This is a genomic window from Microbacterium sp. Root61, assembly GCF_001427525.1.
Lineage (GTDB): Bacteria > Actinomycetota > Actinomycetes > Actinomycetales > Microbacteriaceae > Microbacterium.
In genome coordinates this window covers 1,293,427-1,312,943 of sequence record NZ_LMGU01000001.1, presented here as the reverse complement: position 1 = coordinate 1,312,943, position 19,517 = coordinate 1,293,427, and the positions used below count along the sequence as shown (strand labels likewise).

The window sequence follows — 19,517 nt, the reverse complement described above, 5'->3', positions numbered from 1 at the left end:
CCGCCTAGTGTATCTTCCGCGGAAGCTATACTTCCTTCCATGGAAGATAAGTCATGGCGCTGGGTGCTCATCACCGCGATCGCACCGATCGCGTGGGGGAGCACCTACTTCGTCACCCGCCAGCTCCTACCGGCGGATGCGCCGCTGTGGGGCGGCCTGCTGCGCGCGCTGCCCGCAGGGATCCTCGTCCTGCTCATTGCGCGGAAGCTGCCGACGGGCCACTGGTGGTGGCGGTCGCTACTGCTGGGCACGCTCAACGTCGGCGGGTTCTTCGTGCTCATCTACATCGCCGGGCAGCGGCTTCCCTCGAGCATGGCGGCGACCCTGATGTCCACCTCCGCAGCCTGCATGATGCTGTTCGCGTGGGCGCTGATGCGGCAGCGTCCGGCGGTCGCCAGTGCGATCGGGGCGATCGTCGGCATCGCCGGAGTGGTGCTCATGCTCGGTTTCGGCGCGGGCCCGGTGGATCCGATCGGTGTCGCCGCGTCGCTCGGCGCGATGGTCGCGTCCTCGCTCGGATTCGTGCTGACCGCGCGGTGGGGCTCCGGCGTGCCTGCGTTGGCGATGACGTCGTGGCAGCTGATCGGCGGATCTCTCGTGCTGCTGCCTTTCGTGCTGGTGATCGAGGGGCCGCCGCCGGCGCTGACCCCGGCATCCGCCCTCGGCTTCGCGTACGTGACGCTGGTGGCCACGGCTGTCGCCTACGTCGCCTGGTTCGCCGGATTGCGACGCCTTGCTCCCGCAACCGTCGGCATCATCGGGCTCCTCAATCCGCTGACCGGCGTGCTGCTCGGGGTCGTGGTCGCCGGTGAGGTGTTCGGGCTGCCGCAGGCGGTCGGTTTCGCGCTGGTGGTGGTCGGCATCGTGGTCGGAACGATGCGGCCGCGTCGGCAGAAAGCCGACGGCATCCGTCCGTCTGCGGGTGACGCGCCGGCCCTCGCGCGTGGTGGGATGAGGGCATGACTCGTGCTCTCATCGTGATCGACATGCAACGCGGCTTCGACGACCTGGACTTCTGGGGTCCGACGAGCAACCCCGAGTGCGCGACGAACGTGACCGCACTGATCGATGCGTGGACGGCGCAGGGCGAGCCGATCGTCGTCGTGCGGCACGATTCCCGTGGGGAGGCGTCGCCGCTGCACCCCGATCACCCGGGCAACGCCCTCATCGACGCGGTCGCGGCGGTGCGGCCGGCGCTGTTCGTGTCGAAGAATGTGAACTCGGCGTTCTACGGCGACCGCGACCTGCACGCGTGGCTGGGGGAGCAGGGTATCCAGGAGCTGGTGATCTGCGGCATCCAGACGAACATGTGCGTGGAGACGACCGCCCGGATGGCGGGCAACCTCGGCTACGACGTGACGGTGCCGCTCGATGCCACGCGGACCTTCGATCTGTCGACGGATGTCGCGGGTGTCGGCATCGTGACGCGCACGGCCGCGGAGCTCATGCTCACGACAGCTCTGGACCTGCAGGCGGGCGGATTCGCCCGCATCGCGACGACGGCGGAGCTCGTCTCGGGGTGACGTTTCGGTGGAGTGAGTCTCGAACATAACTCACGGATTTCGCACTCCGTGAGTGTCGGTGGGCAGGGTTAGCCTCGATCTCAGGTGGCAGATGTAGAACATCTGTTCTATTCTGAGGTGGTGAGGGCGATCGTGCAAGACAACGCCGCCGCGCGCAGCGAGGTGCAGGCACTGCGCGCCAAACTCGAGCGGGTGCAGGGCCGTCGCCTCGATGTGCCGGTGCTGCCGACGCATCCGGCCTTCACCGAGCTCCTGCCCGGCGGCGGACTGCGGCCGGGGTCGGCGTACTCCCTCGCACCCTCGATGTCGTTGCTGCTTGCGCTGATGGCGCGCCCCTCGCAGGAGGGCACCTGGTGCGGGGTGATCGGCATGCCCGAGCTTGGTGCCGAGGCCGCCGAGCGGCTCGGCGTGAATCTGGATCGGCTCGTGCTCATCCCCGATCCCGGTCCGCGCTGGCTCGTGGTCGCCGCGACCGTCGCCGAGGTGCTGCCCATCGTCGCGGTCCGCCCGCCGGGGCGGGTGATGGATGCCGAGGCCGCCCGGCTCGGCGCGCGCCTGCGCGACCGCGGCTCGGTGCTGATCGTGCAGGGGCAGTGGCCGCAGGCCGAGGCCACGCTGCGGGTCAGTGAACCCGAATGGAGCGGGCTGGGCAACGGCTACGGCTATCTCGCCGGTCGCGCGCTCACCGTCACCTCCTCCAGCCGGCGCTGGCCGGTTCCCCGGCGATCCCGGATGCTGCTTCCCGCCGCCGACGGCACGGTGTCGGCGCTGCAGGAGTCCGCGCCGGCGCAGTACGCACCGATCACGGCCGTTCCTCGGATCGGGGAGCGCGAGCTGCTCGAAGCGAGGGCGGTGGGCTGAACGTGGAGTCTTCCCCGCCCACCCGCAGCCTCGTGCTGTGGTTCCCCGACTGGCCCGTCACCGCCCTGCTGCGCGATGGGTCCGACGAGGCGCTCGCGGCGCTCGACGGCGCACAGCCGATCGCCGTGCTGGAGCGCAACCTGGTCGTGGCCTGCTCGCGGTCGGCCCGCGCCGAGGGCGTCCGACGCGGGCAGCGCCGCCGCGATGCGCAGGCGCGCTGCCCCAGCCTGGTGATCGTGCCGTCCGATGCCGCGCGCGATCACCGGGTCTTCGCGCCTGTCGTGGCGGTCGTCGAGGAGCGCGCGCCCGGGGTGCAGATCATCCGTCCTGGCCTGTGCGCGCTGCGCGCCCGCGGACCCGCCCGCTACTACGGCGGCGAGGCGGAGGCCGCGCGGGTGCTGCTCGAGGCGCTCGCCGGGCAGGGGCTCACGGATGTGCGGGCGGGGATCGCCGACGGTCCGTTCACCGCCGAGCAGGCGGCCCGCCGGGCGGATCCGGTGCGCATCATCCCGGTCGCCGGGGCGGACGCCTTCCTCGCCCCGCTGCCCGTCACCGTGCTCGGAGATGCCGCGCTCAGCGCCGGTCCCGAGCTCATCGAGCTGCTCGGCCAGCTCGGCGTGCAGACCCTCGGCGACTTCGCGGCGCTCGAGGCCGAGCGGGTGCGCGAACGGTTCGGCGAGCGGGGCATCCGCCTGCACGCCCTGGCCGCGGGCCGGGACTCCCGTCCCGTCGACCCGCGCATCCCGCCGCCCGAGCTGCAGCGGGAGGTCGTCTTCGAGCCGCCCCTCGAGATCGCCGACCAGGTCGCGTTCGGCATCCGCGTGCCGGCCGACGAGTTCATCGACCGGCTCGCTGTGGAGCGTCTCGTTTGCACCGAGCTGCGCGTACAGCTCTGGGGCGAGGAGGGCGAGCGATCCGAGCGGGTGTGGCTGCACCCGGCGTCGTTCGACGCGGGCGCGGTGGTCGACCGTGTGCGGTGGCAGCTGGGGGAGGCGCAGACCGAGGGTGGGCTGCGCAGCGGGGTCGTGCGGGTGCTGCTGGAGCCGGCGGCGGTGGATGAAGCATCCCATCACACGCCCGCGATCTTTGGCGCCGGTCCCGAGGAGCGGGTGCACAACGCGCTCTCGCGGGTGCAGGCGATGCTGGGGCACCGAGGCGTGGTCACGTCGGCGATCGGGGGCGGGCGCTGGCTGTCGGAGCGACAGGTGCTCGTGCCGTGGGGCGACCGGGTGGTGCTCGCCAAGGAGCGGGCACGTCCGTGGCCGGGAAGCTTGCCCGACCCGCTGCCCACGACGGTCTTCCCCGATCCGCGCGCGGTGGAGGTGACGGCGCTGGGCGGCGCCCCGGTCGCCGTCGACGAGCGCGGCACGCTCACCGCCGAGCCGGCGGTGCTGACCGAGAGTGGCCGCCGCCGCGAGGTGGTGGCGTGGGCGGGGCCGTGGCCGGTCGTGGAGCGGGGATGGGATGCTGTGCGCCGCCGTCGTGCGCACCGCTTCCAGCTCGTCGACGCCGACCAGATCGCGTGGCTGGTCATCTGGGACGACGGCTGGCGGGCCGAGGCGCGCTATGACTGAGCAGGGGAGCACCTGATGGGCTTCCACAACCCGTCCGTGCCGTGGTCCGAGATGGAGCGGCTCCTCAGCGACACCCGTCGCCCCACCGGCGTGCCCGCGAACGCGGACGGCGGCGACAGTCCCGCATGGTCTCGCAAACGCGGACCCTATGTGCCCCCGCAGATCGAGCGTCCCGAAGACGCGGTGCCGTACGCCGAGCTGCACGCGCATTCGTCGTTCTCCTTCCTCGACGGTGCTTCCTCGCCCGAAGATCTCGCCGAAGAGGCGGAGCGGCTGGGGCTGCATGCGATGGCCGTCACCGACCACGACGGCTTCTACGGCATCGTCCGCTTCGCCGAGGCGGCAGAGACGCTGCAGCTGAAGACCGTCTTCGGGGCCGAGCTCTCCCTCGAGCTGCCCAAGCCGCAGAACGGCGAACCCGATCCGGTTGGCGCGCACCTGCTCGTCCTCGCCCGTGGGGAGGAGGGGTACCACCGCCTCGCCGGCGCCATCACGCACGCGCAGCTGACCGGCGCCGAGAAGGGCCGGCCCTCGTACGACCTCGAAGAGCTGGCCGGCGCGGCCGACGGGCACTGGGCGGTGCTGACCGGATGCCGCAAGGGCGCGGTCCGTCGCGCGCTCGCCGGGGGCGGGGCATCCGGTCTCGAAGCGGCGGCGCGCGAGCTCGATCGTCTCGTCGGGCTGTTCGGACGCGATGCGGTGCACGTCGAGCTCATCGACCAGGGCGATCCGCTCGATTCGCGCACCAACGACGCCCTCGCGCGACTCGCCGCCGAGCGGGGGCTGCCGCTGCTCGCGACGAACAACGTGCACTACGCCGCGCCGCGTCGACAGCTGTTGGCGGCGGCGGTCGCGGCGGTGCGGGCGAACCGCGGGCTCGACGAGATCGACGGCTGGCTGCCGGCCCATGCCGGGGCGCACCTGCGCTCGGGCGCCGAGATGCAGGCCCGCTTCGCCCGCTACCCGGGTGCCGTGGCCCGCACCGTCACGCTCGCCGACGAGCTGGCCTTCCCGCTGCGCCGGGCCAAGCCCGCGCTGCCGAAGCAGAACGTGCCGGAGGGGCACACCCCGATGACATGGCTGCGGCACCTCGTGTGGGAGGCCGTGCCGCGCAAGTACCCCGACCTCACCGAGGACGACCGCGCGCGCATCGAGAAGGAGCTCGGCGTCATCGAGATGAAGGACTTCCCGGGGTACTTCCTGATCGTCCACGGCATCGTGCAGGAGGCGCGGCGCCGCGGCATCCTGTGTCAGGGGCGTGGCTCGGCCGCCAACAGCGCCATCTGCTACCTGCTCGACATCACGGCCGTGGACTCGATCGCCTACAAGCTGCCGTTCGAGCGGTTCCTCTCCTCCCTCCGCGAGGAGGAGCCCGACATCGACGTCGACTTCGACTCCGATCGCCGGGAGGAGATCATCCAGTGGGTGTACGCGACGTACGGACGGGAGCGGTCGGCGCAGGTGGCCAACGTCATCCAGTACCGCCCGAAGAACGCCGTGCGCGACATGGCCAAGGCGCTGGGGTTCTCACCGGGGCAGCAGGACGCCTGGTCGAAGCAGGTCGAAGGCTGGGGCGCCAGCCTGGAGACCGGGTCGGGCCATGACATCCCCGATCAGGTGATCGAGTTCGCGACCGAGCTGCTCAAGGCGCCGCGGCATCTCGGCATCCACTCCGGCGGCATGGTGCTCACCGACCGCCCGGTGGGCGAGGTGGTGCCGATCGAGCACGCGCGCATGCCGAATCGCACAGTGATCCAGTGGGACAAAGAGGATGCCGCGTGGATGGGCCTGGTCAAGTTCGACCTGCTCGGTCTCGGCATGCTCGCCGCCTTGCAATACTGCTTCGACCTCATCCGCGACGCGACGGGGGAGGAGTGGGAGCTGTCGACCATTCCCAAGGAGGAGAAGGCCGTCTACGACATGCTGTGCCGGGCGGATTCGATCGGGGTGTTCCAGGTCGAGTCGCGGGCGCAGATGGGGCTGCTGCCGCGCCTGCAGCCGCGACGGTTCTACGACCTGGTCGTGCAGATTGCGCTGATCCGCCCCGGACCCATCCAGGGTGGCGCGGTGCACCCGTTCGTGCGCCGCAAGCTCGGGCAGGAGGTCGTGACCTATGCGCACCCCAAGCTCGAGCCGGTGCTGGAGCGCACCCTCGGCATCCCGGTGTTCCAGGAGCAGCTCATGCAGATGGCGGTGGCGATCGGCAATGTCAGCGGTGAGGATGCCGATCTGCTGCGGCGGGCGATGGGGTCCAAGCGTGGGGTGGAGCGGATCGAGTCGCTGAAGGAGAAGCTCTACGAGGGCATGGCGACCAACGGCCTGGTCGGAGCGGATGCCGATGCGATCTACGCGAAGATCCAGGCGTTCGCGAACTTCGGGTTCGCCGAGTCGCACTCGCTGTCGTTCGCGCTGCTCGTCTACGCGAGCTCGTGGATCAAGCTGCACTACCCGGGCGCCTTCCTCGCCGGGCTGCTGCGCGCCCAGCCGATGGGGTTCTACTCACCCGCGACCCTCGTGTCCGACGCCCGGCGGCACGGCGTCGAGGTGCTCCGACCGGACCTGCACGCGTCGGGGGTGGAGGCGAGTCTGGAGCCGGGGGCGGGGTCGGTCATCGACACCCCGGTCGTTGAGCGAGGGAGCGCAGCGACCGAGACGAAACGCCCCACCGGTCTCGACGCCTGTGCCCACCGCCGCCAGCCTCCGGTCGGGGACTTCGACATCACCGAGCCGGACGTGTCCGCCGCCCATCGCCGCGATGGCGGCTTCGCGGTGCGGTTGGGGCTGGCCGGGGTCAAGGGGATCGGCGCGACGGTCGCCGGCAAGATCGTCGCCGAGCGGGGGAGGGGCGGCGACTACCGCGACCTGCGCGATCTCGTGCGACGCACCGGCGTCAGCACCGCCCAGCTGGAGGCGCTCGCCACGGCCGGGGCGTTCGACTGTTTCGGGATGACGCGGCGCGAGGCGATCTGGCTGGCAGGCTCCGCCGCCCAAGACCGGGTCGAGTTCCTGCCCGATTCGATGGTGTCGGTGCAGCCGCCGCTGTTCACCGATCCGACGAGCTACGAGGTGCTCGCCGCTGATCTGTGGGCGACGGGCGTCTCCACGTCGGATCACCCGATGACGCACTACCGCTCCGGACTCGACGCCCGTGGGGTGCTCACCTCGCGCGAGCTGCGCACCTACGAGTCGGGGCGCCGCATCGAGGTCGCCGGACTCGTGACGCACCGGCAACGGCCGGCCACGGCATCCGGAATCACGTTCATCAATCTCGAGGACGAACACGGTCTCGTGAACGTGATCTGCTCCATCGGCGTCTGGAACCGCTACCGCCGGGTCGTGCGCAACTCGCCGGCGCTGATCGTGCGGGGCATCCTGGAGCGTTCGGTCGAGGGCGTCGCCAACCTCCTCGCCGACCGCTTCGAAGACCTCCGGGTCGGCGTCGACCATCGTTCGCGGGACTTCCGGTGATCGGATGAGCGTTCGCGTTCGAGGTCGGGCGTTCCGGCGCGACGCCGCGGCGTTCGCATTGAGTGGCGAGTGGCTCTGCCATCGGGCGTCTGTGTCGGTCGTCCGTGCCAGGGTCGTTGCATGAGCAACGCAGCCGATTTCCTTCAGGGATACCTCGCCGCCTGGCGCACGAACGACCATGACAGCATCCGGGCGCTGTTCGCGCCGGACGCGGTGTATCGCTCGCGTCCACATGATCCCGACCCCGCGGTGGGGCACGACCGCATCGTTGCGCTGTGGGATGAAGAACAGGACGCGCCCGATGAGTGGTCGTATGAGGGCGCGGTTGACCTCGAGACCCCGGATGCTGCGGCCATTCGTGGCGTGACGACATACACGGACGGGGCGAAGGCCAGCATCTACGACAACCTCTGGCTCGTCCGTTTCGATGCCGAGGGCCGCGCGACCGAGTTCACCGACTGGTGGGTGCTGCGCAAAGTCTGAGCAACTCAGCAGAGCTCGAACACGTAGTCGGGATCATCGCGGGCGACCAGATCGCGATCACGAAGGACGACGGATGCCGGGGTCTTCGCGTCGGCGCAGGCCTCGGCGAACGACACTGCGGAGGCATCGGAGTATTCGATCGCGATGACGCGGTCGCCATAGACGTCGGTGTACCTCGTGCACTCATCGAACTGCACGCACTCTTCGACGACGGCGAAATCGAAGCCGGCCCTCTCGTGCAGCGGGGTAGTGAGCTCTGCCGTGTTCTTCTGCCCTGCGGCGAGACCGGCATCGTGGGTGACTTCCACGAGTGCGATCGCCAGTGCCGTGTTGTCTTCGGCAGCCAGCGCGCCGAGCGACCGTGTGAAGCTGTCGAGGTTGTCGAACTCGACGGCCTGGAACCCCGCATCGGCACATCCGCGAATCCACGGGGTCACGATGTCGATGATCCCGTCGCGCTTCGCTTCGGTCGATGTATCCAGCAGCACCTCGTCGGGCCATCCCGGATCGATCAGCGGAGCGCCACTCTCGTTGTGCAGCAGCAGGTCGTCGGGCCAGATGGCGCGCTCGCCGGGCTGCGTCTGGAAGCCGTTGACATAGCAGATCGAGTAGAGCCCCTTCGCTGGTTCCGCCGTTCGGTCCCGCGCGACGATCGTGACGCCGGCGGGCGGATCGTAGGCTCCGCCGAGCTGGTAGTCGGGGGCGCCGCCGGTGGGCGGCAGCGTGATCGCAGGCGCGAATGCGGTTGCGCATCCGGTGAGGGCGAGCGCGACGACAGCGAGGGCCAACGTGCTGAGCGGTGCTTTCACATTCGCACCCTAGCCCGGAGCGCGAGAGGTGAATTCCCGTCGTGAACGTCGACGGGTCAGATTCGCAGCTGCCCTCCCCGCCGGCCGGCTCGAAGACCTCCGGATAGGTGTCGATCATCGCTCCCGCGACTTCCGGTGAGGTTGGGCGTCAGAGGAGATCCATGAGCGCGGGCCCGAACACGGCGATCGCCCCGACGGCGACCATCACCGCGGCGAGGGCCAGGATGGCGATGACGAGAATGTTGCCCGCAACCGCGAGCAGCAGGGCACCGAGGCGCGAGATCGTGCGGTGGCGAGGGGCGCGAACGGTGGAAAGGGAGAGCGAGTGCGTCACGTTTTCGACGCTACGGATGCCTCATTCCCGACGCGTCTGTCTGAAGTCGCATCCACGTACGTCTCGAGGATGATCTGTTCGTCAGCGACTCGCTGGGCCCCCGTCGGCGGTGTCGAGGAGTGAACGGGCCAGCAGGGTCGCTCCAGCCACGGCTGCCGGCATGGTCGCGACCGCGCCGAGCGGCACGAGGAAGCAGAGCTGGGTGGCGACGCCGAACCCCAGCACGCGCGCGCGGCTCTGTCGAATCAGCCGTCGCCGTCCGGCGGGCGCAATCCCTCGCGCAGTCAGGGCGCGCGAGGTGAGCTCGTCGGCGAGTAGCGCCCCCGTGAGCATCACACCGACGACCGTGCTGAGGACCCCTCCCACCACCGGGATGAGCCCGATCAGTACGCCGAGCACGGCCACACCGACGCCGCGAGCGACCAGCACGATCCCGTCGCGCAACGACTGCGAGAACCCGTAGTCGGAGTCGAGGTCGTGGCTGCCGAGATCGCCTTCCACCGCGCGCCAGATGCGGTCGTAGAAGGGCTCACCGATCAGGAGCGTGAGCGCGGTGAACGAGACCGCGACCAGCACGAGCGCGGCACCGACCATCGCAGTTCCGATCGTGATGCGGATGACGGTCGCCCACAGTGCCGGCCATGCGTCGGCGAACGGGGTGACCGATTCGGTGAGCCCCGGAAGGAACGCACCCAGCGTGATCAGTCCGGCCAGGAACACTGCGCCGACCACCGCCGCGGGCAGGAGGCCGAGCGCCATGAGACCGGGGCGCTTGGGCCAATAGGCGAACCCGCCGCCCAACATGGCCATTCCCCGGGCGAATTCGCGCATCGGCTTCAGTCTATGAGGGCGCACGGATGGCGATCTACGAGAGGGGAGCCCTGGCCTTGAACGTCGGCCTGTTCTCGCCGAACCCGCGGGCATACGCTGTGGCCATGCCCCTGCTTCACGCATGGTCGGTCGTCCGATGAAGGCCGTGGTCTACGACCGCTACGGACCGCCCGAGGTGCTCCGCATCGCGGACGTCCCCATTCCGAAGCCGCGCGCCGGCCAGGTACTTGTCCGCGTCGTCGCGACTTCGGTGAACCTCAGCGACTGGGAGGGGCTGCACGGAAGCCCGGCGTACGCCCGCTTCGGCGGGCTGTTCGCTCCCCGGCGCCACATCCTCGGGTCCGACATCGCCGGTGTGGTCGAAGCGGTCGGCGCCGACGTCCCGCGCTTCCGTGTCGGCGATCACGTGTACGGCGACATCCTGACGGTGATGGGCGGTTTCGCCGAGTACGCCGTAGCTGCCGAATCGATGCTCGCGATCAAGCCTGTCGAACTCTCATTCGCCCAGGCATCGACACTGCCGCAGTCGGGAGCGATCGCGATGCAGGCCGTCGCGAGAGCGCAGCCTCACGGACGGATGCTGATCAACGGCGCCGGGGGAGGGACGGGCTCGTTCGCCCTTCAGCTCGCCGCGGCGGCGGGCGTTCACGTCACCGGTGTCGACAACGCCGGAAAGCTCGACTTCATGCGGTCGCTCGGTGCCACCGAGGTCATCGACTATCGCATCGACGACTTCACTCGGCGAGGTCCCTACGATCTGATCGTCGACCTGGTCGCGCGGCGCTCGGTGTTCGCCTATCGTCGTGCGCTCGCCCCTGGCGGGAGGTACCTGATCGTCGGCGGCACGATGCGTGCGCTCCTCCGCGTCATAACGATCGGCGCGTTGATCGGGGCGATGACAGGCAGACGACTCGGGGTGCTCGCGGTGAAGCCGGGGCCGGCGCACTTCGGACCGCTCGCGGACCGCTGTGTCGCGGGGGAGGTGCGCATCGTCATCGACCGGGTGTTCTCCCTCGACGAAGTGCCGCAGGCCCTCACCCATGTCGGTGAAGGGAAGGCGCTCGGCAAAGTCGTGATCGCCATCGACACTCGGTTCGAGTGACCGCTCGACTACCGGTGACCGCAGCGCGGTCGCGCGGTAGATTCCCTTCATGACGACGCCATGGCGAGGATCCTCTGCGGCGATCCTCCCGGTCGCCGACCTGCAGCGTGCTGTCGACTTCTATCGCGGCATCGGGTTCGAGGCCGAGATCGCCGCGGTCGGCGGCTACGCGTTCGTCGAGGCGGGCGGGATCCGGTTCCACCTGTCCGAGACGGTGGGCTTCGATCCGTTCGTGCACGCCGCGATGGTCTACCTGTACGTGGACGACGTCGACGCGGTGCACGCCGCGATCGACTTGGAGGATGCGGCATCCCTCATCTACGCCGAGCTGGTGGCACGACGTTCGCGCGGCGAATCGCTCGCACGGATCCGCCCCGTGCAAGACGAGTCCTGGGGCATGCGCGAGTTCTCCTTCGCCGACCCCGACAACAACCTCATCCGCGTGGGCACGCCGCTCGCGGTCTCGTAGACTGGATACCGCAAGCCTCTGTAGCTCAATGGAAGAGCTGCTCCGTCCTAAGGAGAGGGTTGGGGGTTCGAGTCCCTCCAGGGGCACAGTCTTTTTTTGGCTTTGACCAGGTATTTCTTCTGTGGTCAGACCACACGAAATGCGTTTTTGCCCGCTTTTTGCCCGCATTCTGAAAATTCGGCGGGCCGAAAACGGCCGTCTGCAAGGGCCTTCGTCGGACGTCTCCGAGCGCCAAAATGGAGCATTTCGGGCGGTGTGTGCCTCGTCGAAAAACTGAGCATTCTGCTCTCTGGGGTTACGACGGTCGGGCGTAGCGGGTCTGCGGACCCGATGGAAGAGCCACGAGCGGCATCTGGTCGTTCAGTCTCGTCGCGACTTCATCCAGGTCGTCCTCGAAGAGATCGGCGTAGGTGTCGAGCGTCATTGCGGCCGACGCATGGCCGAGCATCCGCTGCACGGCCTTCACATTCGCACCCGAGCTGATCGCGAGCGACGCGGCGGTGTGACGCAGGTCGTGAGGAGTGACCCGCGGAATGGACGGATCGAACTCCTGCGCGCGCCGCACCGCGTTTGCGAACCATCCTTTGTCCCCCGAGTTGCGCATGTGCTTGATCCCGTCGCCGAACAGCAGCCCCTCCGGTCCCTTGCCGGCGCACGCCTGCTCGATCATCGGAACCAGACGCGCAGGGTAGGGGACCGAGCGCTTCTCGTGCGTTTTCGGAGTGCCGACGTGGATCTCGTAGGCGATCATCACTGCGTTTTCCTCGATGACGAAGCGCCGGCGTAACCGGTTCACGCTGCGCACCCGCAGTCCTGTCGCCTCGCCCCAGCGCAGGCCGGTGTACGCCAACGTCAGGACGAGCGTCGGATACGCCGAGCACGCCGCCAGCGTCGCCACCTGGTCGTGTGTCAGATACACGCGACGCTTGCCCGGCCCTTGCCGAGGAAGATTGCGCACGTGGCGGGCCGGATTGCTGGCGAGACGACGATCGTCGATGGCGACATCGAGGATGCCGGCGAGGATCCCCAGGGCGCGAAGGACGACCGTACGCGACTTCCGTGAAGCGAGGTCGGACACCCAATCCTGGACTTCAGAACGCCGGATCGACGAGATCTCCCTGTCGGCCCAGACCGGAGCGACGTGGTTTTTCCACGCCCGCTCGAGGGTCATGTAGTACGAGGGCTTGGACATCGGCGGCTGCTTGGATCGCAGCCAGCTGTCGGCGAACATCCGGACCGGGACCCGCGATGAGGACGGGTCGATGTACTCGCCCTTCGATTTCGACACGGTGACCATGGAGAGGTACAGCTTCGCTTCGCGCATCGTCGTGAAGCCGCGCTTCTCCGCCTCGGTGCGATCCGGCTTGCGATAGCGCACGCGGTAGCGGCGGCCCTTGACCGTTTCGTACGGGGTGATGCTTCCCATCTCGACCTCCGCTCGTGCCGGCTCGACGGTCAGTCTTGACTAGTGTCGGACACTGGTCGGATGCCGTCAACGCAGTCGACGACTGATGTGCATAGGTGTCGGAAGACGTCGCCAACTGAGGTTGAGGAGGAGCGTGATGCCTCCCTCCGGCCGAGAGCGTAGCGATCGTGCCCGGCTCCGTTCTCGCCCCTCACTTCTTGCAGACTCCGCGCTGGCGCGCGTCGCTTAGCAGCCGTTCGACACGAGCACTGCGCGGCGCTCGACCGCTTCATCGCTGATTGTCGGAGCGAGGGCGGAGATTGAGCTGAGCTCTCGTGGCGGCCTGGCGACCTTGGTCGATGCCTTACGGGGTCTCGCGGTCGTCGCATGACTCGTTCAGGGTGAAGTCGGATCGGATTCGTTCGACGGCCGGCACATCGGCCGGTGCCCACTCCACGGACGGGAGTTCGTCCGGTGCGAGCCAGCGAACCGCCGAGTGCTCGGTGAGCTGCGGGACCCCGGAGAGGGGCTCGCAATAGTACGTCGTGAGCGTGACAACGCCGAACTCGTACTCGTGAGTGGTGGTGATGATCTTGTCGCCGACACGGATGGCGATTCGCAGCTCCTCGAGAACCTCGCGAGCGAGCGCCTCTTGTGGCGATTCGCCGTCTTCGATCTTCCCGCCGGGAAACTCCCACGCGCCGGGAAGGCTTCTGCCCGGCCCCCTCCGCGCAGCGAGTACTCGTCCTTCGCTCACTATCACCGCGCCAACCACGATGATCCGTCTGGTCATGGGCCTATTTTGTCTGTCGATCCCCGGGTGGCGGCCGGGTGTAAGACGAACCTCGTCTTCTCTCGGTACGCAAGTCCAAGTCCAGAATCGATGAGAAGGTCGCGGAGGTCGGCGGTTGGGCGTTCGGGCAGAAGCACCGAGCATCGTAGGTCGTCGACGTGGACGTGGCGGCGATAGTCATAGAGCTGTCCGACCGCCATTCGGAGGTCGGAGCGCCCGGCTATCGCCTTTGCTTCGTAAAGGGTGCGGTCGGCCTCGTCGTAAATATCGGTGAGAAGCCGAGTTCGTTCGGCTGGGAGGTTGATCGCCCACCGAGTGAACGTGTGTCCAACCTGGTGCTTGATGAACTCGTCGACGAGCTGCGACTCACGCCGCACTGCCATCCCGCCCGCGCGATCCGCCGTCTCAAAGAACTCGGTGGAGTTGATTTCGACGGGGACCGTGATTGCGTGTGGGTCGCGCGCGATGCCGGAGTATCCGACGATCTCCACGATGTCGTCAGGGATCCCAGCCACAGGGAGAAGCCGAAAGACCAGGACCGTTCGAAGGGCTCCGGCACGATCGAGCGCGGGCATGCGCTCGAACGGCAGCTCAGGGTCGAGGATGAACTCTCCGATATACCGTTGCCGTTTCGTGCTCGTGCCAGGAACGACACCTGCGGCGCTGAAAGCATGTAGCGACCGTCCCTTTGCCGCGTGGGTCAGGATCGGTGAGTTGCTGCCGCTGAGCTTCTGGTCGCCGTCTCGTCCGGCACCTGTGTAGTGAAACACTGTCCCGTCCGGAGCGAAGCCGTCGTACACATACCCGAACTGCGTGCCCTCGGCGGGATCCGTGAACACAAACACCGAGTTGGATGTCGTGCTCGCGACGATGCCGCCTGACTGCACGCTCCCGCCGTACTCGACGACGAGCTCTCCGCGCGTGACGATGTCGCCGGCGCGGAGACGGAAACCAGGGAATGTCACAGCATCAACTTAGATCCGCACCACGTCCCGAGGGTTGGTGCGGCGGGCGACACGCCGGCACGCGTGGCACCGAGAACAAGGCTCCGAAGATACGAATGCGGTGCGTCACTCGATCAGATGAGGGTGGAATAGGTGATCGCCCCAGCTACGAGACCGACGATGACTAGTCCGAGCGTCGACCACACGATGATGCGCGTCCAGTCGACATGGCGAGGTGAGCGAACGCCCGTGCCGAACCCGGCGGCGTCCGTCCACGCGACAAACTCGTCGAATCGCATTGTGACGCGGGGCGGGGGTGCCGCGCGATTGGCCCGCGTCGGCTCAGCCGGCGCCGGCCGACGCGGTGTTGATGGCTGTGGATGTGGGCGATCGGGCGCGGGGCGGCGGAGCGGATCGCCGGTGTAGCGAACGAGGATGTCGCGGGCTTCGCGCGCGTTGTGAAACTCGCGTCCGAGTCGTGCGCGATCCACGGGGTTGGCCTCGGGATGGAGATCGGGATGGAGCGCTCGTGCTTGTCGCCGGAATGCATCGCGAATCTCGTCGACGGTCGCAGCTGGGGTCACGCCGAGGTGAGCTCGCGCTTCGTCGAGAGTCATGCCATCGCCGTCAAGTAGCGCTGGTACTCGCGTGTGAGCTTTTCCAGTCGACCGTGCGCCGCCACAATCGCGAAGTGGGCGAGTAGCCGCCTCGACAGGCGGGCCCTGAGGGTCTCATGGACGATGAAGAAGATGATCGAGGCGGCTACGGCAGTGAGAGCAATGATCCGGAGGAGTGGCGGATAGCCGAGGAACGCGGCTGAGACGAGCGCAACGAGCCACACAAGCCCACTCCAGTTCGAGAGGCGAGCCCAGATCGCGATCGATCGGAAGTACGCGCCCGTCGTCTGTGACCAGAGCCGGTTTGGGACCCAGAACTGCCACTCCTCGGGCGCTCCAGCGGCGCCCGCGATCGGCGTCCAACTGGAAGGCGGCTGCCAGAACGCGTTGTCGCGTATCCACCTGTCGGTCGGGGTCGGCCAGCCAGGCGGTACGCGAAAGTCAGCTGGAACCCCAGGCACGCGAATCCGCTTCGTTCGTCCGATCAACGTCTTCGTCCTCCCCAGAAACGGGACATCATCGACGCCAGACTAGCTGCGTGCGTACCCTGTCTACGAGCCGCTCGCGCTATCCCCGTTTGCGAGGCAGCCGCAGATCGATCGTCGGGACAGTTCCCCCGTCGACTCCGCGCTTCGCCCAGCACGTCGATTATGTCCTCATGACGAGGCGGGCCGAACGTCAGCGCGCTACGCATCCGCCATTCTCCGATATCGCTGCTGAGTGGGCAGTGCGCGCCGCGCCCGATCGCTAGATGGCTTGGTGCCGGAGCACCGCTTGAAGTGACTCTTCCGAGCGCGAGTGCCTAGAAGCCGAACCGCTTCCAGAGTGACTTCTTTTTGGGCTCAACGTCGGCGACTTGCTCGACGGGATCCGCAGTCGCTGGCTTTCCCAACGAACGCCGGTACTCAGCTGTCAGAGCGTCTTCCTGCGCTCCGAGCATTGCGCGCTCCTCGCGCTCCGCCTCCCGTTCCTGGCGCACCTCAAAATAGTCGCGCGCGTTGGGGGTCGTTGTGACCGCGGAGAGCCATACCCCAATGTTTGGCTTTTCAACAGTGCCGCCGTACATGGTGGCATTCAAGAAGACCAGGAGTCCGTCTTCGTTAGCTTGACGCACTAGAGGCTGAATCCGATAGGCCTGTTCGCGGGGCAAATAGCCGCAGGTCTCGCGCTGGTACTCCCACACGAGGTCGACTCGCACAGCGTGACGATCGAAGGGATTGCCTGGTTCCGCGACAAGTAGCGCCATGAGTGTTCCCTCCTCGACGTCGGTGTCCATCAGATTCTTGATTCGCTTGATCTCGTCGAGATAGCGAGACTCGCCGACCACTTCCCATTCAGTGTCATCAGTGAACCCCATCGCCTGCGTAGGGACGACGGGCGCGTAGGCGTTCTCGCCGAGAGGCGCGAACATGCCGTCCTGGAATGGGAACGATTCGAGACGTGCATCCATGCGCTCAGTATTGCGTCAATAGTCCAATTCCCGACCAGGGCTGGACTTCCCGAGTACTCGTGGCGTCGACGGGCGCCGATGAACAGGTCGCTCCGCCTCCTAGACTGACCAAAAGTCGAGCGTTGGAGGACTAGTGGCACGTCGTCGTGGTTTTTTCGCTGAAATCCAGCATCAATCGAGGCTGGCAGACCAGCGCCAACAGGCTGCGCTGCGCCAGCAGGCGACCGGGGTGCGGCGTGCTGAACAGGCTCAGCGCACCGCGGAGCGAGCACAGCTCGCTGCCGAACGAGCTTCTGAGGCGGACCGCAAGCGGCTTGAGAAAGCCGCTGCGGACGCGCACGTCGCCGCCCAGCTAGCGGAGGTCGAAGACCTGAACGCGGATTTGCGCACCAAGTACGAAACGCTGGACTCTCTGCTTCAGGCGACCCTTGATGTGGACGATTTCGTCGACCTTGAGAGCCTGCGCGCTGTCGTCGTGCATCCCGCGTTCGCCAGGCCGGATCTCCGGCGGCCTTTCCCCAACCCAACGCCCATCGCTGACCCGCCGCTCCCAGTGAAGAGGGCTCCGGAGGAGGTAAAGAGCCTCTTCGGGAAGAAGAAGAAGGAAGCTGAAGCGCTAGCGGCGGTTGAGCAACAGTACGCAACGGACTACTACGAGTGGCAGGCAGCGGTGGAGGCTTTGCCCGCTCGAAGGGCAGAACAACTTCAAAAGCATGCCGAGGTGGAGCAACGTCGTCTGGAGCAGCTCGCGCTCGAGACTGAGAAGTATGAGGCCGAATGCGCGCTCCGGGAGAAAGAAGCAGCAGACCAGAATGAAGCGCTCGACCAGTTGATTGCTGGTTTGGGCTACGGCACGGTCGATGCCGTTCAGGAGTATGTGGGGATCGTTCTCGCCAACTCTGTATATCCCGAGTGGTTCCCGGTGTCACACACAGCGGTGTTCGACCCCACGACGGCTGAGCTCGCGATTCGGGTCCTCATCCCAGGACCCGAGTCTGTGCCGTCCATCAAGCACTACAAGTATGTGAAGGCGACTGACGAGATTGCCCCGGCCGCAGGGACGCAGAAGGACACGAAGGACCGCTATGCCGGAATCGTCCACAACGTCGCTCTCCGCACGCTGCACGAGGTGTTCGAAGCAGATCGGCGCGGCCTCTTCAAAGGAATATCGCTAGAACTCGGAACAGAGACCACGAACCCCGCCACTGGAAGGCCGACCTACGTTCCGTTCGTTGCAGTCGCGACTGCGCGCGAACGATTTGAGGAGATCGACCTCTCTGGCGTCGTTCCAGGTATGACACTGGAGCATCTCGGCGCGGCCGTGTCGAAGAACCCACAGGGACTTGTGCCGGCAGCTACAGGTGGAGTGAGGCGGGCATAGTGGCTGGGGGACCAAGCTTTAATCCGCCTCCAGGATGGCCGCAGCCGCCCACAGGCTGGGTTCCGCCGGCTGGATGGGTGCCCGATCCGGCGTGGCCTGAGCCGCCCATTGGCTGGGTATTGTGGCTCGCGCCCGACGGCGCCGCCGAGACGGCGTCTCCGGCGGAGGAAGTCCTGTCTGCGGTGCCGGTCCAACCCCCCGAGGTCGTTGAGCCGGCGATCGCTTCTTCCGCCGAGCTGGACTTCTTGAGGCGCGAGAACAGCGCCCTACGAGCGCAACTCGCTGAGGTGGCCTCGCCGGACTATGTCGAACTCAGCGATGCTCGCGTCCTCCAAGACGTAGGTATCTACCGATATCACCACCCGCTCGAGTCGGCGGCTGCCTATCAAGATCGTCTCGCCTCGATCGAGACTCGGATAGCCGAAGTAGTGAAGGCGGGGCGGGCAATCGTCAAGTCGGAGATGTTCACGTTCAACAACTCGCTCGCGCAGGGTCGGCGGATGACGGACGACCTCGCAAAGCTGATGCTCCGCGCTTACAACTCAGAAGCGGACAATGCACTTCGGTCGCTGCGCGCGGGCAACGTCGTTACGGCGAAGCGGCGACTCGATGCTTCGCGCAGCGCGATCGCGAAGCTTGGTTCGATGATGGAGATGCGAATCAGTGATGAGTTCCACGATCTTCGATTCGAGGAGCTTGAGCTCACAGCAGATTGGCTGATGAAGAAGCAAGAAGAGCGCGAAGTTGCCCGCGACGAGCGCGCGCGACTGCGTGAGGAGCAGCGCGTCGCCAAGGAGCTCGCGGACGAGCGAGCGCGTCTGGATAAGGAACGGGCCCACCTTGTCAATATGCTCGCCGCACTCGACGAGAGAGGTGAGCTGGACCCGGCACTCGCCGCCAGACTCGCCGAAGTCGACGACGCGATCGCGCAGAACGACTTCCGTGCCGCGAACATTCGAGCTGGGTACGTATATGTGATCTCAAACGAGGGCGCATTCGGGAGAGACGTTGTGAAGATCGGGCTTACGCGACGACTCGAACCTCGAGAGCGCATCTACGAGCTTGGCGGTGCCTCAGTGCCGTTCCGATTCGATACCCACACGTTGTACTTCTCGGAAGATGCGGTGACTTTGGAGGCCGAGCTGCACCGTCACTTCGCCTCGCGGGCGGTGAATCAGGCAAACTCGCGCAAGGAGTTCTTCTTCGCGACTCCTGCTCAGGTTCGTGAGGTGCTGGTCGAGAAAGTTGGCAGCATGCTGGAGTTCACCGAAAGTGCTGACGCCATTGAGTATCGCCAGTCCGTTGGTGCATGGCCAGTAAGGGACGTCGGGCTTAGAGGTTGATGCCGCCGTCTTGGTTCGAAAGACCCAATCGTTCGAAGGACACAGCCCTGTGGAATGGAAACCGGGCCGTGGTGCAGTGGATCATGGCAAGCGCCGACGTCGCACTTCGGTCGTTCGCTGAGTGCTACGC

Annotated in this window: 19 protein-coding genes and 1 tRNA gene; 11 read left to right on the top strand and 9 right to left on the bottom strand. The window is 67.0% G+C overall.

What is annotated here, in order from left to right:
- Positions 1–39 precede the first annotated feature (39 nt).
- The 6 genes from ASD65_RS06395 (at position 40) to ASD65_RS06370 (ending at position 7,909) form a co-directional block, all read left to right on the top strand.
- Entirely contained in the window at positions 40–963 is a 924-nt protein-coding gene (locus ASD65_RS06395; protein ID WP_056220026.1) for an EamA family transporter, read from the top strand.
- Positions 960–1,523, top strand: a complete 564-nt coding sequence (locus ASD65_RS06390; RefSeq protein WP_056220023.1) for a cysteine hydrolase family protein — start codon at positions 960–962, stop codon at positions 1,521–1,523. Before ASD65_RS06395 ends, ASD65_RS06390 begins: the two co-directional genes overlap by 4 nt.
- Positions 1,524–1,643: 120 nt before the next feature.
- Entirely contained in the window at positions 1,644–2,384 is a 741-nt protein-coding gene (locus ASD65_RS18960; RefSeq protein WP_235566620.1) for a hypothetical protein, read from the top strand.
- A gap of 2 nt (positions 2,385–2,386) precedes the next feature.
- The gene (locus tag ASD65_RS06380; RefSeq protein WP_200948629.1) at positions 2,387–3,958 is read left to right on the top strand and encodes a DNA polymerase Y family protein; all 1,572 of its coding nucleotides are present in this window, start codon (positions 2,387–2,389) and stop codon (positions 3,956–3,958) included.
- A gap of 15 nt (positions 3,959–3,973) precedes the next feature.
- Positions 3,974–7,426: an error-prone DNA polymerase gene (locus ASD65_RS06375; protein WP_056220020.1), complete on the top strand. Its 3,453-nt coding sequence runs from the start codon at positions 3,974–3,976 to the stop codon at positions 7,424–7,426.
- Between the two features lie 120 nt (positions 7,427–7,546).
- The gene (locus ASD65_RS06370; protein WP_056220017.1) at positions 7,547–7,909 is read left to right on the top strand and encodes a nuclear transport factor 2 family protein; all 363 of its coding nucleotides are present in this window, start codon (positions 7,547–7,549) and stop codon (positions 7,907–7,909) included.
- A gap of 5 nt (positions 7,910–7,914) precedes the next feature.
- On the opposite strand, the gene ASD65_RS06365 is transcribed toward ASD65_RS06370, so the two are convergent.
- From ASD65_RS06365 to ASD65_RS06355, 3 genes are all read right to left on the bottom strand, one after another.
- Positions 7,915–8,718, bottom strand: a complete 804-nt coding sequence (locus ASD65_RS06365) for an endo alpha-1,4 polygalactosaminidase (RefSeq protein WP_056220015.1) — start codon at positions 8,716–8,718, stop codon at positions 7,915–7,917.
- 148 nt (positions 8,719–8,866) lie between these two features.
- Entirely contained in the window at positions 8,867–9,052 is a 186-nt protein-coding gene (locus ASD65_RS06360; RefSeq protein ID WP_056220014.1) for a hypothetical protein, read from the bottom strand.
- Between the two features lie 81 nt (positions 9,053–9,133).
- Complete coding sequence (locus tag ASD65_RS06355; protein WP_235566619.1) at positions 9,134–9,883, bottom strand: EI24 domain-containing protein; 750 nt, start codon at positions 9,881–9,883, stop codon at positions 9,134–9,136.
- Between the two features lie 121 nt (positions 9,884–10,004).
- On the opposite strand from ASD65_RS06355, the gene ASD65_RS06350 reads away from it, so the two are divergent.
- The 3 genes from ASD65_RS06350 (at position 10,005) to ASD65_RS06340 (ending at position 11,540) form a co-directional block, all read left to right on the top strand.
- A complete protein-coding gene (locus ASD65_RS06350) occupies positions 10,005–10,985 on the top strand; it encodes an NAD(P)-dependent alcohol dehydrogenase (RefSeq protein ID WP_235566618.1) in 981 nt (326 codons plus the stop codon).
- A gap of 49 nt (positions 10,986–11,034) precedes the next feature.
- Entirely contained in the window at positions 11,035–11,454 is a 420-nt protein-coding gene (locus ASD65_RS06345; RefSeq protein WP_056220008.1) for a bleomycin resistance protein, read from the top strand.
- Between the two features lie 14 nt (positions 11,455–11,468).
- Positions 11,469–11,540, top strand: a tRNA-Arg gene (locus ASD65_RS06340).
- Positions 11,541–11,749: 209 nt separating this feature from the next.
- On the opposite strand, the gene ASD65_RS06335 is transcribed toward ASD65_RS06340, so the two are convergent.
- The 6 genes from ASD65_RS06335 to ASD65_RS06310 all read right to left on the bottom strand — a co-directional run bounded on the left by ASD65_RS06335 (position 11,750) and on the right by ASD65_RS06310 (position 16,663).
- Positions 11,750–12,880 (bottom strand): tyrosine-type recombinase/integrase, encoded by a 1,131-nt coding sequence (locus tag ASD65_RS06335; protein WP_056220005.1) that lies wholly within the window; start codon positions 12,878–12,880, stop codon positions 11,750–11,752.
- A 343-nt stretch (positions 12,881–13,223) separates the two neighbouring features.
- The gene (locus ASD65_RS06330; protein ID WP_056220001.1) at positions 13,224–13,652 is read right to left on the bottom strand and encodes a (deoxy)nucleoside triphosphate pyrophosphohydrolase; all 429 of its coding nucleotides are present in this window, start codon (positions 13,650–13,652) and stop codon (positions 13,224–13,226) included.
- Positions 13,649–14,617: a hypothetical protein gene (locus ASD65_RS06325; protein WP_056219998.1), complete on the bottom strand. Its 969-nt coding sequence runs from the start codon at positions 14,615–14,617 to the stop codon at positions 13,649–13,651. The genes ASD65_RS06330 and ASD65_RS06325 overlap by 4 nt, the downstream gene beginning before the upstream one ends.
- A 113-nt stretch (positions 14,618–14,730) precedes the next feature.
- Positions 14,731–15,213, bottom strand: coding sequence for a DnaJ domain-containing protein (locus ASD65_RS19445; protein ID WP_082561599.1), 483 nt, complete (start codon positions 15,211–15,213; stop codon positions 14,731–14,733).
- Positions 15,210–15,674: a hypothetical protein gene (locus ASD65_RS18955; protein ID WP_156378798.1), complete on the bottom strand. Its 465-nt coding sequence runs from the start codon at positions 15,672–15,674 to the stop codon at positions 15,210–15,212. The genes ASD65_RS19445 and ASD65_RS18955 overlap by 4 nt, the downstream gene beginning before the upstream one ends.
- 341 nt (positions 15,675–16,015) lie before the next feature.
- The gene (locus ASD65_RS06310; RefSeq protein WP_056219988.1) at positions 16,016–16,663 is read right to left on the bottom strand and encodes an HIRAN domain-containing protein; all 648 of its coding nucleotides are present in this window, start codon (positions 16,661–16,663) and stop codon (positions 16,016–16,018) included.
- A gap of 229 nt (positions 16,664–16,892) precedes the next feature.
- On the opposite strand from ASD65_RS06310, the gene ASD65_RS06305 reads away from it, so the two are divergent.
- Positions 16,893–18,044: a hypothetical protein gene (locus ASD65_RS06305; RefSeq protein WP_235566617.1), complete on the top strand. Its 1,152-nt coding sequence runs from the start codon at positions 16,893–16,895 to the stop codon at positions 18,042–18,044.
- A gap of 77 nt (positions 18,045–18,121) precedes the next feature.
- Positions 18,122–19,387 carry a DUF4041 domain-containing protein gene (locus ASD65_RS06300; protein ID WP_235566616.1) on the top strand — a complete coding sequence of 422 codons (1,266 nt, stop codon included), beginning with the start codon at positions 18,122–18,124 and terminating at the stop codon, positions 19,385–19,387.
- Positions 19,388–19,517 lie beyond the last annotated feature (130 nt).

What these genes read in the sequence shown, in the direction of transcription:
- ASD65_RS06350 (WP_235566618.1), top strand. Translation starts at nt 10,005, where the DNA reads ATGGTCGGTCGTCCGATGAAGGCCGTGGTCTACGACCGCTACGGACCG.
- ASD65_RS06390 (WP_056220023.1), top strand. Translation starts at nt 960, where the DNA reads ATGACTCGTGCTCTCATCGTGATCGACATGCAACGCGGCTTCGACGAC.
- ASD65_RS06355 (WP_235566619.1), bottom strand. Translation starts at nt 9,883, where the DNA reads ATGCGCGAATTCGCCCGGGGAATGGCCATGTTGGGCGGCGGGTTCGCC.
- ASD65_RS06310 (WP_056219988.1), bottom strand. Translation starts at nt 16,663, where the DNA reads ATGGATGCACGTCTCGAATCGTTCCCATTCCAGGACGGCATGTTCGCG.
- ASD65_RS06370 (WP_056220017.1), top strand. Translation starts at nt 7,547, where the DNA reads ATGAGCAACGCAGCCGATTTCCTTCAGGGATACCTCGCCGCCTGGCGC.
- ASD65_RS06345 (WP_056220008.1), top strand. Translation starts at nt 11,035, where the DNA reads ATGACGACGCCATGGCGAGGATCCTCTGCGGCGATCCTCCCGGTCGCC.
- ASD65_RS06375 (WP_056220020.1), top strand. Translation starts at nt 3,974, where the DNA reads ATGGGCTTCCACAACCCGTCCGTGCCGTGGTCCGAGATGGAGCGGCTC.
- ASD65_RS06395 (WP_056220026.1), top strand. Translation starts at nt 40, where the DNA reads ATGGAAGATAAGTCATGGCGCTGGGTGCTCATCACCGCGATCGCACCG.
- ASD65_RS06330 (WP_056220001.1), bottom strand. Translation starts at nt 13,652, where the DNA reads ATGACCAGACGGATCATCGTGGTTGGCGCGGTGATAGTGAGCGAAGGA.
- ASD65_RS19445 (WP_082561599.1), bottom strand. Translation starts at nt 15,213, where the DNA reads ATGACTCTCGACGAAGCGCGAGCTCACCTCGGCGTGACCCCAGCTGCG.
- ASD65_RS06335 (WP_056220005.1), bottom strand. Translation starts at nt 12,880, where the DNA reads ATGGGAAGCATCACCCCGTACGAAACGGTCAAGGGCCGCCGCTACCGC.